This is a genomic window from Alkalimonas cellulosilytica (genome assembly GCF_036325985.1).
Classification (GTDB): domain Bacteria; phylum Pseudomonadota; class Gammaproteobacteria; order Enterobacterales; family Alteromonadaceae; genus Alkalimonas; species Alkalimonas cellulosilytica.
In genome coordinates this window covers 174,517-190,993 of the sequence record NZ_JAUHLI010000002.1, presented here as the reverse complement: position 1 = coordinate 190,993, position 16,477 = coordinate 174,517, and the positions used below count along the sequence as shown (strand labels likewise).

Sequence of the window (16,477 nt, the reverse complement as noted above, 5' to 3'; positions counted from 1 at the left end):
TCGCACAGACACTGATTGCAGTGTTGATGATAACAACGATAGGGGAATCCCATGACAACAGGACATTTCAACAAATCCATGCTGACGGCCGCCATCCTCAGTGCTTTTGCACTGCAAGGCCAGGCTCAGGCCGATGTCAGCAACACCGGCAGCGCTGCAGACAATAACGTCGAGGTGATTTCAGTCACTGGCTCACGCATTTTACGCCGGGGTGAAACCGAAGCCAGCCCCATTCAGAGTTTTGAGCGCGACGATCTGGATCTTAAAGGCGCGGTCTCCATTGGTGAAGTGTTGCAGGAGCTCCCTTCCGTCGGTGCCAGCCTGAATGACAATGGCTCGGCCGGAACCAGCCATGGCAGTGCCAGCATCAACCTGCGTAACCTGGGTGAAAACCGCTCCCTGGTACTGGTGAATGGCAACCGCTGGGTCAATGGCGCAGGTACCCGTGGTTTCCGTGATTTTGTTGATTTGAACAGCATTCCCTTTGCCATGATTGAACGGGTAGAAGTGCTGCAAGATGGTGCCACCGCCATTTATGGTGCCGATGCCATCGCTGGCGTGGTCAACATTCATACCTTTAAAGATTTTACCGGCGTGCATGCCAAAGCCTATTACGGCCAAACCTCGCACGGCGACCGGGAAACCCTGAATCTGGATTTACGGCTCGGTCAGGATCTTGGCAACCACAACCTGATGCTGGTTGCCAGCTTCGCCGATCAAAAACCAATTTTAACCCAGGATCGCGAACTGACGGCCATTCCATTGAACGGTTTATCTTTGGGCTCTGGCGAAGGGTTGTTTCGCAGTAATGCGCTGAGCTCAGTGTTCGGTTTTGATATTCCGGCCCAGGGTATCACCCGAGATCCCGGCAGTGATGGCAACCAACTAAGCAGCTGGCGTCCGGCCAGTGCCAATGATCGCTTCAATCGCTACCATGACAATTACGTGGTTGGTCCAAGCCGCCGGCTGAGCTTGTATGGCCAGGGGGTGTTTGAACTGGGCCAGCTTGGTATTTCGGAAGACACCCGGCTGCGCATTGAAGCTGTGTACAACCGCCGCGAATCCGATCAGCAATTTTCGGCGGCCATCCCGGTGGTCAATGGCAGTCGTGGTTTTATCGTCGCCAATGATCCCAGCGTGAACCCTTTTGGGGTAGAGCTCAGCGGCAGCGATTTTGTTGCCACTAACTTCTTTGTCGATAACGGCCTGCGGGTCAATGCCCAGACCGTGGATACCACCCGCTTTGGTATTGGGCTGGAAGGCTATACCGCCAGTGACTGGCACTGGGATATCTTTGCCTCTTTTGCCCGCAATAAAGCTACTTTTGTTTCCAACAATCAACTGCATCTGGATAAACTGGCTCTGGGCATGCGGGCCTGTAATACGACAGGCCTGACAGCAGATGTCAGCGATTTACTGTCAGGCTGTGTGCCGGTCAACCTGTTTAATACCCTGACGCCGGACATGGTGAACTACATCAACTTTACCGGTGAAGATAGCAACGAAGCCAAACAACAGCACCTGCGCTTTAACATTACCAACAGCATCGCCGATTTACCGGCGGGCGATCTGCTGCTGGCCGCAGGGATGGAGTACCGCAAAGAGTCAGGCACCGATGTGCCGGATAGCATCATTAACTCGGCTCCCAGAGTGAACACCTTCAACACAACGTCGTCAGCGCCAAGAACGGGCACCGTCGGTAGCTACGATTTGTACGAAGCCTACGCCGAACTAAGTATTCCATTGCTGTCTGGCCATGCCATGGCCCATCACCTTGAAGTCAATCTGGCCAGCCGCTTTTCTGACTACAGTACCTTTGGCAGCACCGTCAACAGCAAAGCCGGCATCCTGTATCGTCCGGTGGCCGATTTAATGCTGCGTGCTACCTGGGCAGAAGGCTTTCGGGCACCCTCGATTCTCGAACTGTATGAAGGCGAGCGCGAGTCCTTTGCCCCGGTGAATGATCCCTGTGCCGACAATGCCGGTTTGCCTGGTTGCAGCGGTGTACCCGCTGGCTACACACAGAACGAAGCCAATGTGCCTATTACCGTAGGCGGCAACATCTTGCTGGAACCGGAAACCTCAGAAAATATCTCGTTTGGTCTGGTGTATACCCCGGCGCAGCTGGATGGCTTTAGCCTGACGCTGGATTGGTACAACATTCAAATCGACAACACCATCAGTACCTTCGGCACGCAGAATCTGCTGGATCTCTGCGCCACCACCAACCGCAATTGCGGAGTGATCCAGCGTGCCGCCAGCGGTGAAATCCTTAATATTGTGGATGGCCCGGTCAATCTGAACAAAACCGAAGTGTCCGGTATGGATGCAGTAGTGCGTTACCGGTTAAATACCGATCAGGGACGCTGGGATCTGGCCGCCAATCTGTCACGACTGAACAAGTTTGTCGAGTCTTCCACCCTGCCGGATGGTACCTTTGTCGAGGTTGATAAAAAAGGCACTGCCGCCTCACGTGAAGCTTTCCCGACCTGGCGTGGTTTCCTGTCGGCTCAATGGCGCCAGGAAGCCTGGTCTGCCGGATACTCATTGCGCTACATTGGCGATACCACCGAAACCTTTGCCGGCGAACCTCTGAGCATCGGTTCGATGGTGTACCACTCGGTATTCGCTGGCTACAACTTTGACAATGGTGCAGGTATCAAAGTTGGCATCAATAATCTGACCGACAAGCAACCGCCAACATCGCGAACCAACCTGAACATAAACTTTGATCAACAAACCTACAATGCGGTAGGCCGTTTTATCTACGTTCAGCTTAGTTACGATTTCTAATGGCTATGGGCGGGTACAGCATAGGTGCCCGTCCAGTCGTTGCCAGACAGGAGATTTTGCATGTCAGCACCCAGTAATTTTACCGTTTTCCCGCCACGCACGGCCACGCCTTTGCCTCTGGTGTTTGACTCCCCCCACAGTGGATTTGAGTTGCCAGCTGATTTCGCCCACCAGGTCACATTGGATGAGCTTAAAACCGGCTGGGATGCCTTTGTCGACGAACTCTGGCAACCAGCCACCCAACTGGGTGCCTGGTTGCTAGCGGCCAAAGCATCCAGGATGTACATCGATTTAAACCGGGCACCAAACGATTTAGATCCTGCACTGCTGGCCGAACCCTGGCCAGAGTCGTTGCAACCAAGCCGTTACAGTGAACGGGGTATGGGCTTGATCCGTCGTTTTGCTCTGCCCGGGCGGCCGCTGTATGCAGCGCCGTTAAGCGTTGCTGCTGTACAACAGCGCATACGCGACTATTATCAACCTTACCATCGACAACTGCGTACGCTCTTGCAGGACCTGCACCATCGCTACGGCAGTGTTTGGCACATCGATTGCCATTCCATGAAATCACGCGGCAATGCGATGAATATTGATGCCGATACAGCAAGACCTGATATTGTGCTGGGGGATGCCGATGGCAGCAGCTGTGATCCTGACTTTACCGACTGCATCCAACATAGTTTTCAGCGGCTTGGCTACAGTGTGGCTGTGAACCATCCTTACAAAGGCGGCCATTGTGTGCGGGCCTACGGCAAACCAGCGCAGCATTTTCACAGCGTGCAAATTGAAATAAACCGGCAACTTTATATGGATGAAGCAACATTTCGTAAAAATCATCTGTTTAACGGCTTTCAGGCTGATTTACATCAGGTCAGTGCCTCGATTGCCGAATTTATTCAGGCAAAGCTGGCAAAGTCCGATTTTGCTTTACCTAGTTGAGAGCCAGCATGTCAAACAACGATAGCGAGAAACTCACTGCGCAGCTCAGTAAGACAGAGGATCTGCCGCCGGCAGCCCTGAGCAAGCAGCACAAAGGCAATAACCCCATTATAATTTTGCTTAGTATTTTGCTGCTGGCAGGCGCTCTGACCTACCTGGTTGGCGCCGGCAGCTTTGAGCGGGATGGCAATCTGGTTGTGCCCGGTTCCTTCCAGAGTCAGGTAAAAGACAACAGTCTGGCCAATCTATGGCGGGTAACGGACGATCCAACCCAGGCACAGCCGGTCAGTGCAATTCAATTGTTGCTGGCGATCCCGCAAGGGCTGGAGCGTGGTGCCAATCTGATTTTTATGGTGCTGATCATTGGAGGAATGTTCGGCATTATGACCAAAGCCGGTTCTGTCACGGCCGGATTGGAGCGCTTGCTGGGTGCCTTGCGCGGCAATGTGTATTTGCTGGTCCCATCCCTGATGGTGGTGTTTGCTGCCGGCAGTACCTTTCTTGGTCTTGCCTCCGAGTACCTGCTAATTATTCCGCTGATGGTTGAAATGGCACGCCGGCTCGGTTTATCCAACCTGATGGGACTGGCGATCCTGACCATTCCGGTCAAGGCAGGCTTTTTGGCTTCGGTCACCAATCCGGTCGCGCTTACCGTGGCTCAACCGCTGGTGGATGTGCCGGTATTCAGCGGCATCAGCATGCGCTTAGTCGCTTTTGTGGTGTTCACTCTGGTGGGTATTGTGTTTATGATGCTGATGATCAAACGCGAAGGTTTCGATCCCAGCATCAAGATCGAGTTTGACAGCGCCCCGCTCAGCAAACGTCATGCCCTGATGCTGATCACGCTGGCCATTGGCATCGCCATGCTGGTGTATGGCTCCACCACTTACGAGTGGCGTAATCAGCAGTTAACGGCGTTTTACATCGCTCTAGCCGTGATCCTGGCCTGCATCAGTGGTCTGGGTGCCAATGGTGCCGCCGATGCTTTTGTTGAGGGCATGCGAAAAATTCTGCTGGCGGCGATTTTGATTGGTGTGGCCTTTGCCATTGCCGTCACACTGCAAAATGGCCAAATCCTTGATACTGTGATTTTTCACCTTACCAGCATGGTGGGTGAAGACAATCCGCTAATCGCCGTGCAAGGGATGTTTATCTCGCAGTTGCTGCTTGATTTTCTGATCCCTTCCACCTCAGGACAGGCAGCGGTTAGCATGCCCATTCTCGGCCCCATCGGCCAGCTGGTCGGCATCACTCCAAATACCACCGTACTAGCCTTTTTATTCGGTAATGGTATCACCACCATTTTCACCCCGACATCCGGCACCCTACTGGCTTACCTTGCGACAGCCCAGGTATCCTGGACCAGTTGGGCACGCTTTGTGATGCCACTGGTCGGCATCTACATTGTGCTGGCCATGCTGATGCTGGTGATGGCCGTGCTGATCGGGTACTAACTCAGGACGGCCTTTAGCTTCTGATTCCAGCATTACTGCACTTGCCACACCTTATTCGCCCAACGGCTACTGCCTTGCAGCAGCCGGCTGGTTGCTTCACGCAGCCGAACCAGTGCGTAGTAGGTCAGTGGCACCAGCAGCAAACTGGTTAAGGTGGAAAACAGCAGGCCGCCGATAATGGCAATGGCCATTGGGGCGTAGCTTGGGCCATCGCCGGCCAGCTGAGTACCGCCCAGTGCCAGTGGCAACAAACCAAGCACTGTGGTCGATACCGTCATCAGAATGGGTCTGAGCCGTGCGCTGCAGGCTAAGATAATCACCTCTTTCAGTGCTGTCTCTGGCTGCAATTGCCGCTCCTGATTGATGCGATCGACCAGCACGATGCCGTTATTCACCACGATGCCCATTAGCACCAGCATACCAATCATGCCCATAATGCTCATCGAGGTACCGGTCAGCAGGAAGGTCCAGAACACCCCGACCAGTGAAAACAGCAAGGAGCCAATTACCGCATTGGGCAGCAGCAAGGACTCAAACAAGGCGGCCATTACAATGTAGATCATCGCTACCGCCAGCAGCATATTGACCAGCATCACCTGCTGCGCTTCATCGTGGCGCTGAAAAGCACCATGAAAAGACCACTGATAACCAGCCGGTAAATCAACTTGCTGCATCAGCTGGCGGATTTGTTGCTGCGCCTGCTCCAGGGTAGCGCCATCGGCCAGGCTCATGCTGAGCGCGATGCCGGTTTGACGGTTCAACCGGCCAATGCGCGATAGCCGTGGGGCTATGTTGAGCTCGGCCAATTGCTGCAACTGAATGCTACTGCCCGCCTGTACCAGGATGGGCAGAGCTGCCAGCTCGGCCAACGACTGGCTGATGCGCTCATCAAACTGCACCCGCAGCTGCACTTCACCCTGCTGTTCAGTGCGGTAGGTTCGCAGATTGGCACCACGCAGCGCCAGCGCGACCCGCTCGGCCACCAGACTGGCGGGTAGGTCCAGTCGCGCCAGTTCATCTTTGTTCAGCACAATTTGCACTTCCTGCTGACCCCGCTCCAGATCGGAGCTAACGTTATCAAGCGCAGCCAGGCTGCTGAGCATCGGCTCCAGCATCGCTGCCTGCTCCAGCAAGACCTCAGTGGAAGGGCCCAGCAGATGCAATTGCAAACCGCCCCCGCCGCCGCCAAAACTAAAGGATGGCCGCGAGCGCACCAACGCCGGCCAGTCGGCCTGAATTTGCTGACGCAACTGGGCCAATGGCATCGGCAAGTCGTCTTTTAACAGAATAATCGAAATGGCGTAGCCAGCCCGGTAATAGCTGTAGACCGACTCAATGTGAAAACGCTGCTGGTTGTCGTACAGGAAGGCTTCCATCTGGCTGACTTCGGCCCGCACTTCTTCCAGGCTGTAATTGCCCTGCACCCGGTAATTCAGAAAGATCCGGCTGTTGTCTTCCATATCACCATCGCCACTGCCCACCTGACCAAGCGGGATCACAATGCTGCCAAGCACCAGCAAGGCCAACAGACCGGACAGTTTCGGAAAGCGCATCACAGCGCCAAGCAGCCTGGCATAGCGACGCTCCCCAAAAGCAGATTTGGCGCCATCCTGCTCCGGTACTTTCAGCCGGGTGGTTAACAGCGGTATTAAACTAAGCGCCAGCACCAAAGAAATACCCAGACACAAGCAGATGGCAATGGCGACATGCTCAAGGAAAATGGTCAGATCCATTTTCTGGCCAATGATGTTGGGCAAAAATACGATGGCAGTGGTGGCAGTACCCGCCAGTACCGCCAGGCTGACCCGGCGCACGCCCCGCTCGGTGGCTGCCCGCACATCGCCGCCTGCGGCGCGCTCACGGAAAATGCTTTCGGTCACCACCACGGCATTATCCACCAGCATGCCAATAGCCAGCATCAGCCCCATCATGCTAAGGATATTTAAGCTATACCCAAGAAAATACATCGCACCCAGTGCCATTATGATGGCGGCAGGCACCGACAGCACCACCACCAAAGTGGTGGCCAGGTGGCGCAAGAATAAGAACAATACCACAAAGGACAAGCCCGCCCCGATGCTGCCGGCCAGCAGCAAATCACGCAGCGAGGACGTCACGCCCTTGGCCATATCGTCCATCACATAGAGCTGAATGCCGGCAAAGGCCGGATTTTGATCGGCGGCACGCACCACCGCCATGGCGGCATCGGCCACCTCGACCAGATTGGCACCGGAGTCTTTAAACACATTCATGCCAACGGCGTAAGTCTGGTTTAAATGCCGGCCATCCTCGCGTTTTGGTAGCTCCAGCGCCACCGTTGCCACATCGGATAGCTGCAGGCCGGGGCGAATGGGCAGGCGCTCAATTTCGCTCAGCGAGCGAAACTCACCGACCGGCTTGACCAGCATATGCTGCTCCGGGTTTTGCAAACTGCCGGCAGTGATGGCAAAGTTGCTTTGCCGCAGCTGCGCCAGCAACTGCGCCGGATCGACATTGAGTGCATGCAACCGGGCCGGATCGAGCCGGATAATGACCTGACGTTTATCCACGCCATAGAGTTCGACTTTCGACACCCCAGGCACCCGCTCCAACGGGCGCTTAATGTGCTGTTCGAGCAAATCGTAGGCCAGGGCTAAGTCCCGCTCACTGGAAATACGCAGCTGGAAAATCGGCATGTCGTCGGTATTAAACTGAAACACAAAAACCCGCTCCAGATCAGTTGGCAACTCTGCGCGTACTGCATCCAGCCGCTCCCGTACTTCCATGTTTTTACTGCGGATAGGCTCGTCCCAGTTAAACATTAGCGAGATATCGGCGCTGTTTTCATTGGAGAAACTGCGCATCTGCTGAATACCTGAGACCGTTGCCAGTGCTTCTTCAATTGGCCGGGTGATCAAGCGCTCGATCTCGGCCGGGGTGGCATTGGGGTATGGCGCCTGAATGTAGATCTCAGGAATGTCGATGCCGGGGAATTTTTCCAGCGGCAACAAACGGCTGGCCAGCACGCCAAACAGCAGCAACGAAATGCACAACATGCAGACGGTAATGGGCCGGCTGAGTGCCAGCCGGGTTATGGCCAATGGTTGCTCAGTCATGCTGCACCTCCGGCAAATCAGCAGCATCGGTTGCTGCCGGCTCAGTGCCAGGCGCACGATCCGGGCTCACCAGCGCATACAGCACCGGAATAAACACCAGCGTCAGCAAGGTAGAAAGCAAGAGGCCAAAGATCACGGTAATGGCCATCGGTGCCCGTACCTCACTGCCTTCGCCGGTGCCAAGAGCCAGTGGCAGCAAGCCCAGCACCGTGGTCAGGGTGGTCATCAGTACCGGGCGCAAACGACTCTCGCCGGCTTGCAGCACCGCATCGGCCAGCGCCAAACCGTTTTGGCGCAGTTGATTGATGCGATCAATCAGTACGATGGCGTTGTTGACCACAATACCGGCCAGCATGATAAGACCAATAAAGACAATGACCGACAAGCCGGTGCCGGTCAGCCAGAGCCCAAGAATCGCACCGGCACCTGCCAGCGGCACGGTGAACAGGATCACCAGTGGCTGCAGCAGATTTTCGAACTGCGAGGCCATCACCAGATACACCAGGAACACCGCCAGCAACAAGGCCATCAGCAAGGACTGGTAAGCCCGGCTCATTTCTTCACTTTGCCCGACAACTTCGGCCACCACGCCAAAGGGCAGCATTTGCTCGGCCAGCAGCTGACGCGCCAGCTGGGTGGCCTGCTCCAGATCACCATAAGCCAGATTGGCGCTGACCACAGCCACCCGCTGCTGGGCAATGCGGGTGATTTCGCTGGGGCCGAGTTCACGGCGAATATCGGCTACTGCAGCCAGTGGCAGTGGCGTGGCACTGCCGGGGTTAATCACCAGCTCCGCCAACTGCTGCTCGGTTTGACGGTAAGCCTCGTCCAGCCGCACCCGGATATCAATTTTCCGATCCTGCACTGAAAACTGACCGGCGACATCGCCACCAACATAGACAGCCACCCGCTGCGCCACTTCTCGGGCCGTCAGGCCAAGCTGTGCCAGCCGGCTGTGATCAAAGTACAGCGTCAGCTCCGGTTGACCGGGACGCAGACTGCTTTTCACGTCGCTAAAACGTCCTTCCTGCTGCAAGCGCTGCACCAGTGCATCGGCTGCGTTTTTTAGCTCGGCCAGCTCGTAACCGGCCAGCTCAATTTCCAGCGGTGTGCTAAAACTCAGCAGCTGCGGCCGCTCAAAGCGGGCCTGCACATCAGGGTAACGCGCCAGGAAGCTGCGCAGCTGCTCAATGCTACGCGCTTCGGCCGCCGGATCGGCGCCACCAGCCAATACCAGCGACAGGCGCCCCCAGTGACTGCCGCCAATGCTTGGATCCACCGTCATCTGACTACCAGTACCGGCCTGGCCATAACTGCGCTCAATTTCCGGCAAGGCCGCGGCAAAGACCGCCAGTTCGGTCATCAGCGCATCGGTTTGCTCGATGGCCGAGCCAATCGGCAATTGCACTTCCACGTAAAACTCGCCCTGCGCCATTTCCGGCAGCACATTGGCACCGAGGCGTGGCAGCACACTGTAGCAAAGCGCGGCCAGTACCAAGGTGATGCCGATAGTGGCGAGCTTGGCTTGCAGCGCCAGCCCCAACAGTGTGCGATAGGCCGTGGTCAGGTGGCGCAAAGCGCCCTGCACCAGCCAGAGTAAAGGCGAGAACAGACGTCCCAATAACCAGCCAAGCGCCCGCCATAGCAGCAATAGTAAGGCCAGTACCGCTTGCAGCGACGTCTGCAGTCCTTTCAGCACCCAGCGCAGCGGCATCAGTGGCCACTGGTACCAGCGCTCAGGCAACCAGCGGAAACTTGCTGGTTCTGCCAATAAATCTGCATCGCCAGAAGCTTGCGGGCGGCGCAACTGCCGCGCTGCCATGGTTGGAATTAAGGTCAGCGCCACCAGCAAAGACACCAGCAGCGCAAAAGTAACGGTTAACGCCTGATCACGAAACAGCTGGCCGGCAATGCCCTCGACAAAAACCAGCGGGAAAAACACCGCTACTGTGGTCAGTGTTGAAGCGGTAATGGCCATGGCCACCTCGCCGGTGCCTTTGCGGGCCGCCGTCGGCGCATCCGCACCCAGCTCCCGGTGACGGGCAATGTTCTCCAGCACCACGATGGCGTTATCGACCAGCAAACCGACCGCCAGCGCAATGCCGCCCAGGCTCATCATATTCAGGGTAATGCCCTGGCCATACATCAAATTAAAGGTGGCAATCACCGACACCGGAATGGACACCGAAATAATCACGGTTGCCCAGACATTGCGCAAAAACAGATAGAGCACCAACATCGCCAAAGCGCCACCTATCATGGCAGCGGATTTGACATCGGCAATGGCTTGCTTGATAAAGGCCGACTGATCGTACACCAGCGTCAGTTGATACCCGGCCGGTAGCCGCTGTTGCAGCCTGGGCAGCTCGGCCAGCACCCGCTCGGCGACCTCGACGGTGTTGGCATCGCCTTCTTTGTAGATGGCGACTTCAATCGCTTCCTGGCCATTAACATAGGTGACACTGCGCCTGTCGGCGAAGGCATCACGCACTTCAGCCACGTCTTTCAGTAAAATGCGGCTGCCATCAATGGTGGTCAGGTACAGATTTTCCATATCGCTAAGTTGCTGAAACTGATTGATGGTGCGTACTAGGTAATCGTAGCCCGGCGTTTCTAAGCGGCCACCGGCCAGATTGAGGTTTTCCTGCTTTAGCCGGCTGCTGATCAAATGCACATCCAATTGCAACTGGCTGAGTTTGTTCGGGTCGACCAGCACCTGAATTTCCTGGCTCAGACCACCATCCGGCCGGACCGCCGCCACACCCGGCAGGGCTTCCATCCAACGGCGTAATTCTTCGTCGGCAAAGGTGCGCAGTTCGACCAGTTGGCGTTCGCTCTGCAGGCCTTGCTCGCGGCTTAGCGCCAGTCGCAGCACCGGCTCCAGATTGGGGTTAAAACGCAGCAACACCGGTTTGTCGCTATCGAGTGGCAGCATCAGAATGTCGAGCTTTTCCCGCACATCCATGCTGGCCAGATCCATATCGGTGCCCCAGTCAAATTCCAGCACCACATCGGAGCGACCCGCCCGTGACACCGACTGCACCCGGCGCACGCCTTTGACCACGCCAAGCGCTTCTTCAATCGGCTTGCTGATCAGCTGCTCCACTTCGGCCGGCGCTGCGCCAGCAAACTCGGTGCGCAGCGTCAGGGTTGGGTAGGACAAGTCCGGTAATAAATTCACCGCCAAACGGCTTAACGACACCAGACCAAACAACAGGATACCAAAAGTAAACATCCAGATAGCAACAGGGCGGGCAACCGCGACATCAACCAGTTTCATAGGGCGTCCTTAGTGAAAATCGCGGGTGTGAACAACCTGCACCAGGCTGTCATTTTTCAGCGCAGCATGACCGGCAATCACCACCTGCTGGCCGCTCTCAAGACCAGATACCACCTCTACCGCCTGCTCAGCCTGATAGCCCAGCACCAGGGTTTGGCGCTGCACCCGGCCTTCGCTGTCCAGCACATAGACACTGTGCTGGTTGTCGCTGCTCATCAGCGCCCGTTTCGGGATCAGCAAGGCATCGGTTTTGACATCAAACTGCACTTCGACCTGCGCAAAGAGCCCTGGGCGCAGTTGGCCATGCTGGTTGTCCAGCAGCAAGGTCGCCCGCACGGTACCGGATTGCGCATCCACCACCGGAGCAATGCGATTCAGCTCGGCCCGCAGTGGCGCATGGCCGGCCAGCTGCAGCAACACGCCCTGGCCTACTCTGGCCTGTGCCAACTGCTGCTCTGGCAGGTGCACCACCGCTTCCAGCCGTTGATTGGAAATCAGATGAAACAGCGATTTGCCGGTAAACTGATTGATCAGCTGGCCGGTTCTGGCATAACGGCGCGAAATCACCCCGGCAAAAGGGGCGCGGATTTCGGTTTCAGCCAGCGCCAGTTCGGCCAGATCAACCGCTGCTTTGGTGGCATCCAGCTGCCAGCGAAGTTTGTCGTACACCTCGGTGCTGACCAGCTGGCGCTGATGCATTTCGCTCATGCGTTGCAACTCGCCTTCCAGCCGGCTTAGCTCGGCCCGCTCTTTGGCCAGCATCAGCCGCTGCCGCTCGTTATCCAGCACCGCCAGCAGCTGACCGGCCTCTACCGCATCGCCTTCTTCGACCAGAATTTTTTCAATCACGCCACTGGCCTTGCTGATCAGATCCGCCTCTTCGGTGGCCGCCAAAGTCGTGGTGGTGCGGTAGCTGCTGCTGATTTCGCCCTGGCGACTGATGGCCACTTCCACCGGAATGGCGATGTCATCTGCCGAGGCTTTGTTAGGACTACTTTGCGCCTGATTGCAACCGGTTAAAACCAGACCGGCGGTGAATAGTGCGCTGATGAAGAGAAGTTTATGCATGATGGTGTTCCTTGCTAAGAGCTGAATCATTTCACCAGCTAGTGCAGCCATCGTGCCAACACAACAAAAACACCATAACATCATGAATTAAAATAAAATAATTAATTAGAGATGAGATAAGATGTCTGGTGTTTTTTTCTTAAATGGTCAAATCCCCCACTTTTTTGGTCAAATTATTCACCGATGCAGCAACCTGCCAGGCTTGGTGCTAATGGCCACACTATGGCATAGTGTTTGAGATTCGACAGTGTCTTTGAGAACAGCAGCGATGCCAAAAATAGTGGTTTTTTACGACGGTGCCTGCCCGGGCTGTGTGCGCGACCGGGCCTGGTATCAGAAACATGCCGGTCAGGGTGTGCAGGTCGAATGGCTGGATATCAACGGGCGTGACGACGAACTACGGGCACTCGGCATCGAGCCGCGCGCTGCACTCCTTGAGCTGCATGTCCAGGATGAGCAAGGACAGATACTCTGTGCCCTGCCAGCCTACCAGTTGCTGCTATCCCGCCTGCCCGGCTACCGCTGGCTGGGCTGGTTGATTGGTCTGCCGCTAATACGTTCTATTCTTTCCTGGCTATACCGGCATTGGGTGCACCGCCGTCTGGCGCGGGAGGGGCGGCTCTAGAGTGCTCCAAATTGTCGTATCGCTGGCACGGCATTTGAGCAGGCCGTATATGCTGGATCTCTTGCCGCTACGACAATCCACCTGCTCGCGGTATCGCTCAGTCTTAGTAAGTTTAGAGTGTATTAACCTGGTACATCAGTAGTGATATCGAAGCTGAGCAATCAGCAAGGCGCTATCCGTGACCTTGTACACCATGCGGTGCTCTTCGTTGATACGCCGGGACCAGTACCCTGCAAGGTTGTGTTTCAGCGGCTCTGGTTTACCGACGCCCGCAAAGGGTTCCCGCCCTACTTCCTTGATCAGCTTGTTGATGCGGCTGATGATCTTTTTGTCGGTTTTCTGCCAGTACAGATAATCTTCCCAGGCATGCTCGGAGAAGATCAGCTTCATTCAAGCAGTTCCTTTTCCTGGCCCCCGCCTTGCTCCAGCTCCGCAATGGACTCCAGCAAACGCCGGGCATTGGTGGGTACACGAAGCAGATAAGCCGTTTCTTGCAGCGCTTCATAATCCTCAAGCGAGATCATCACCACGGATTGCGCCTTATTGCGGGTGATAATGACCGGAGCATGGTCTTCACAGACCTGCTGCATGGTTTTTGCCAGGTTGGTTCTGGCGGCAGTATAGCTAATGGCATCCACTCGATTACCCCTGTACAGGATGTTGAACATGGACAGAATACAGTACAAATCGGCATTTATCAATGCGCTGCCCGGTAACCATTTTGGTAGCAACTTCGGCAACCAATCATCGCACTATTTAAATCGAAAGCTTATTGATCTCGGCCAAAATCCGCTGATCCTGGCTGCTGGCTTTTAATGGCTCCAGCAAATCGCTTTGCAGCGCATCAAATTGCCGAATACGTTGTGCAATCAATAAGGCCTCTTTTCTATCGCCACCGGCAATGGCAGGAGCCTGAATATGAAACTGAGCCAACGCCCGCTGGTAGCTGATATTTTCCGGCTCCAGTGTCGCAGCTGCCGCAAAGGCATCGCGGCAGCGAGTGGCAAAGCCTCGTGCTCTTAGCATATTGACGTTTTGTGCCTGATTGCAGCTGCTTTGACCGTCCAGAATTGATACTCGGCTCTATCGCTTTGCAGCTCAGTGGCTTTTTTCAGGTGCTTTTCTGCCGCAGCGGTATCCGACAAGCCCATAGCAGCCCGGCCCAGCAAGTACCAATAACTGGCATCACGCCGGTACCGGCGCTGTGCCGGCTCCAACAACACATTCAGTTGCTGATAGTCCTCTTGCTCCAATAATGCTCTGGCTTGCTCCAGGGGTGAAGCAGCGGCCAAACTGATACCGCTCCAGCAGAGTACGGCGCTGAAAAGAAGTGTATTGATTCCAGCCATGCTGGCTGCTCCTTATGAAAAGTAAAAGGTCACCTTACGAAGGATAACGCTGTGCTGGACAAAGATAAAAGCAGCATTATGAAACAAAATGTAACCTGTTTTTAAAAATGCATTATTCATACCGCCCCACAGATCAACACATGGAGTGTCTTGAATCTATCGTAAAAGCCGATAGGAAGTCATTTCTATGGTGAATTTATATTCCTTAAGGTGATAGCTCGATGACGACTTAGGCCCATGACACAACACTGCCATGGTGGACTTGGCACAAGTAGCAAAGCCACCACTTCAGAGGCACAGGCCATGTGATCGGCATTTAGAATACCAATACTCTAAGGAAAACCGATGAAACTGCTGACTCTCGTTGTTATTTTTTTAATGCTCACCGCATGTGGCGGCAGCAATGATAGCCCTCCTGCGCCTGAGACATCCCTGCCCCCAACGCCACCAGAAGATGAGGTTGAACTGGTGGCCGTTGCAGAGAATAAATTAGGCGCCTGGATCTGGTACATCGATCAACCCGGCCTGGTTCGAAATAATCATGCCGATATGGCGGCTTACTTAGCTGACCTTGGCGTCAAACGCGTTTTTATCAAGATCAGCGACATTAACTATCGCTGGCAAAGCAACAAAATTCGTTTTGAAGAGGACGGCGTTTTTTGTGGTGAATGGCAGGATGCCTGTGAACCGGCCAATCTTCAGTACTACAAAGATGCAGGCATTGAGCCCTGGGCCTGGACCTACAACGATATCCATTCGTATGATGAGCAAGCTGATATGCTCTATGCGGCAGCACTGGTTGGCTACCAAGGTTTTGTGCTGGACATCGAAGAAGAATTCAACCGTAAAGATGAACCCTTGCATGAACTCTTTCAGGCCTACCATCTAAAGCTACGTCAGGCCAGGGCCGAGGGCCTGGTGGATAACCGCTTTTTGCTGGTCGCTACCAGTTGGGGCAATCCGCAAGATCAAGGCATGAATATTGGCATTATCGATCAGTACGTCGATGCGCATATGCCGCAAACCTATGTGGAAAAATGGGGTGGCAACTATCTAAGCGATATTGCCGAGACCATTCGGCAAGGGGATTGCGAGTACCAAGCTTTAGGTGCTACAAAACCAATCTGGCATATTGTTTCGCACGAGGACAATATTTTAACCGCTGAGCAGTTGGACACCTTTGTACAGCATGCTGGCCCGAATGCATCCTTGTGGCGCATTGCTGATGCCAGCCTGGCGCATGCGGTGGAAAATATGAACTGGCAGCAACTGGAATACCAACCCAATAACTGTGCAGAACACAACCTACAACTGGTAGAACGTTCGTCGTTGCCAATGGTACCTTACTACCACCAACTGGATAATCATTACCAACCAGCAGCCAGTTGCAGCGTCACCTCGCTGGCCATGGTGACTGACTTTTTTGGTATAACAACGCCATCTGATACCAACCGGGTGCCAGATCAACTCTATCAACGCTTTGGCCTGCTGCAAACGGTGCCCGAGCTCACCGCTGCTTTTAATACCCTTGCAGAAGAAGCAAACATTGCTGCGCGCTCTACCGGCCTAACCAATGGAACTTTTTCTCAGTTGCAACAGCACGTTGCACAAGGTTTGCCAGCCATTGTGCATGGTTGGTTCACCGCCTCCGGCCATATTTTAGTCGTCACAGGCTATGATGGTGACTATTACACCGTCAACGATCCCTATGGGCAATGGGATCTGTCCAAGCCCGGCAGCTACGATACCTCGGTCTCCGGATTTCATCTCCGTTATCCCAAAGCCGAGTTTGAGCACGCGATTAATGATAACAGTACAGGCGATGATCTTTGGCTTCATCTGTTGCAAGTTTCCCCGTAGCTCTGACTGCTCTT

12 protein-coding genes are annotated in these 16,477 nt (G+C 54.9%); 5 read left to right on the top strand and 7 right to left on the bottom strand.

Annotated elements, in window-relative coordinates:
• The first annotated feature begins 51 nt into the window (after positions 1-51).
• The 3 genes from QWY20_RS02620 to QWY20_RS02610 are packed head-to-tail and all read left to right on the top strand — an operon-like array spanning position 52 to position 5,186.
• Entirely contained in the window at positions 52-2,793 is a 2,742-nt protein-coding gene (locus tag QWY20_RS02620; RefSeq protein ID WP_330127477.1) for a TonB-dependent receptor, read from the top strand.
• Between the two features lie 60 nt (positions 2,794-2,853).
• Positions 2,854-3,732, top strand: a complete 879-nt coding sequence (locus QWY20_RS02615; RefSeq protein WP_330127476.1) for an N-formylglutamate amidohydrolase — start codon at positions 2,854-2,856, stop codon at positions 3,730-3,732.
• An 8-nt stretch (positions 3,733-3,740) separates the two neighbouring features.
• The gene (locus QWY20_RS02610; protein ID WP_330127475.1) at positions 3,741-5,186 is read left to right on the top strand and encodes a YfcC family protein; all 1,446 of its coding nucleotides are present in this window, start codon (positions 3,741-3,743) and stop codon (positions 5,184-5,186) included.
• Positions 5,187-5,218: 32 nt separating this feature from the next.
• Here the strand turns inward: QWY20_RS02610 and QWY20_RS02605 are convergent, their stop codons facing one another.
• Genes QWY20_RS02605 through QWY20_RS02595 form a run of 3 tightly spaced genes read right to left on the bottom strand, consistent with a single transcriptional unit; the run spans position 5,219 to position 12,629 of the window.
• Positions 5,219-8,281: an efflux RND transporter permease subunit gene (locus QWY20_RS02605; RefSeq protein WP_330127474.1), complete on the bottom strand. Its 3,063-nt coding sequence runs from the start codon at positions 8,279-8,281 to the stop codon at positions 5,219-5,221.
• Positions 8,274-11,561, bottom strand: a complete 3,288-nt coding sequence (locus QWY20_RS02600; protein WP_330127473.1) for an efflux RND transporter permease subunit — start codon at positions 11,559-11,561, stop codon at positions 8,274-8,276. Before QWY20_RS02600 ends, QWY20_RS02605 begins: the two co-directional genes overlap by 8 nt.
• 9 nt (positions 11,562-11,570) lie before the next feature.
• Positions 11,571-12,629 (bottom strand): efflux RND transporter periplasmic adaptor subunit, encoded by a 1,059-nt coding sequence (locus QWY20_RS02595; protein ID WP_330127472.1) that lies wholly within the window; start codon positions 12,627-12,629, stop codon positions 11,571-11,573.
• Between the two features lie 268 nt (positions 12,630-12,897).
• Here QWY20_RS02595 and QWY20_RS02590 point away from each other — a divergent pair, with 268 nt between their 5' ends.
• The gene (locus QWY20_RS02590; RefSeq protein WP_330127471.1) at positions 12,898-13,254 is read left to right on the top strand and encodes a thiol-disulfide oxidoreductase DCC family protein; all 357 of its coding nucleotides are present in this window, start codon (positions 12,898-12,900) and stop codon (positions 13,252-13,254) included.
• 135 nt (positions 13,255-13,389) lie between these two features.
• Here QWY20_RS02590 and QWY20_RS02585 read toward each other — a convergent pair whose 3' ends face one another.
• From QWY20_RS02585 to QWY20_RS02570, 4 genes are all read right to left on the bottom strand, one after another.
• Positions 13,390-13,644 (bottom strand): Txe/YoeB family addiction module toxin, encoded by a 255-nt coding sequence (locus QWY20_RS02585; protein WP_330127470.1) that lies wholly within the window; start codon positions 13,642-13,644, stop codon positions 13,390-13,392.
• On the bottom strand, positions 13,641-13,892 hold the full coding sequence (locus QWY20_RS02580) for a type II toxin-antitoxin system Phd/YefM family antitoxin (protein ID WP_330127469.1): 252 nt from the start codon (positions 13,890-13,892) through the stop codon (positions 13,641-13,643). Before QWY20_RS02580 ends, QWY20_RS02585 begins: the two co-directional genes overlap by 4 nt.
• Before the next feature lie 118 nt (positions 13,893-14,010).
• Entirely contained in the window at positions 14,011-14,280 is a 270-nt protein-coding gene (locus QWY20_RS02575; RefSeq protein ID WP_330127468.1) for a hypothetical protein, read from the bottom strand.
• Positions 14,274-14,603, bottom strand: coding sequence for a tetratricopeptide repeat protein (locus tag QWY20_RS02570; protein ID WP_330127467.1), 330 nt, complete (start codon positions 14,601-14,603; stop codon positions 14,274-14,276). Before QWY20_RS02570 ends, QWY20_RS02575 begins: the two co-directional genes overlap by 7 nt.
• Positions 14,604-14,948: 345 nt before the next feature.
• Here QWY20_RS02570 and QWY20_RS02565 point away from each other — a divergent pair, with 345 nt between their 5' ends.
• A complete protein-coding gene (locus tag QWY20_RS02565) occupies positions 14,949-16,463 on the top strand; it encodes a C39 family peptidase (RefSeq protein ID WP_330127466.1) in 1,515 nt (504 codons plus the stop codon).
• Positions 16,464-16,477 lie beyond the last annotated feature (14 nt).

Coding starts and splice junctions, on each gene's coding strand:
- QWY20_RS02620 (WP_330127477.1), top strand. CDS start 52: ATGACAACAGGACATTTCAACAAATCCATGCTGACGGCCGCCATCCTC.
- QWY20_RS02615 (WP_330127476.1), top strand. CDS start 2,854: ATGTCAGCACCCAGTAATTTTACCGTTTTCCCGCCACGCACGGCCACG.
- QWY20_RS02610 (WP_330127475.1), top strand. CDS start 3,741: ATGTCAAACAACGATAGCGAGAAACTCACTGCGCAGCTCAGTAAGACA.
- QWY20_RS02605 (WP_330127474.1), bottom strand. CDS start 8,281: ATGACTGAGCAACCATTGGCCATAACCCGGCTGGCACTCAGCCGGCCC.
- QWY20_RS02600 (WP_330127473.1), bottom strand. CDS start 11,561: ATGAAACTGGTTGATGTCGCGGTTGCCCGCCCTGTTGCTATCTGGATG.
- QWY20_RS02595 (WP_330127472.1), bottom strand. CDS start 12,629: ATGCATAAACTTCTCTTCATCAGCGCACTATTCACCGCCGGTCTGGTT.
- QWY20_RS02590 (WP_330127471.1), top strand. CDS start 12,898: ATGCCAAAAATAGTGGTTTTTTACGACGGTGCCTGCCCGGGCTGTGTG.
- QWY20_RS02585 (WP_330127470.1), bottom strand. CDS start 13,644: ATGAAGCTGATCTTCTCCGAGCATGCCTGGGAAGATTATCTGTACTGG.
- QWY20_RS02575 (WP_330127468.1), bottom strand. CDS start 14,280: ATGCTAAGAGCACGAGGCTTTGCCACTCGCTGCCGCGATGCCTTTGCG.
- QWY20_RS02570 (WP_330127467.1), bottom strand. CDS start 14,603: ATGGCTGGAATCAATACACTTCTTTTCAGCGCCGTACTCTGCTGGAGC.
- QWY20_RS02565 (WP_330127466.1), top strand. CDS start 14,949: ATGAAACTGCTGACTCTCGTTGTTATTTTTTTAATGCTCACCGCATGT.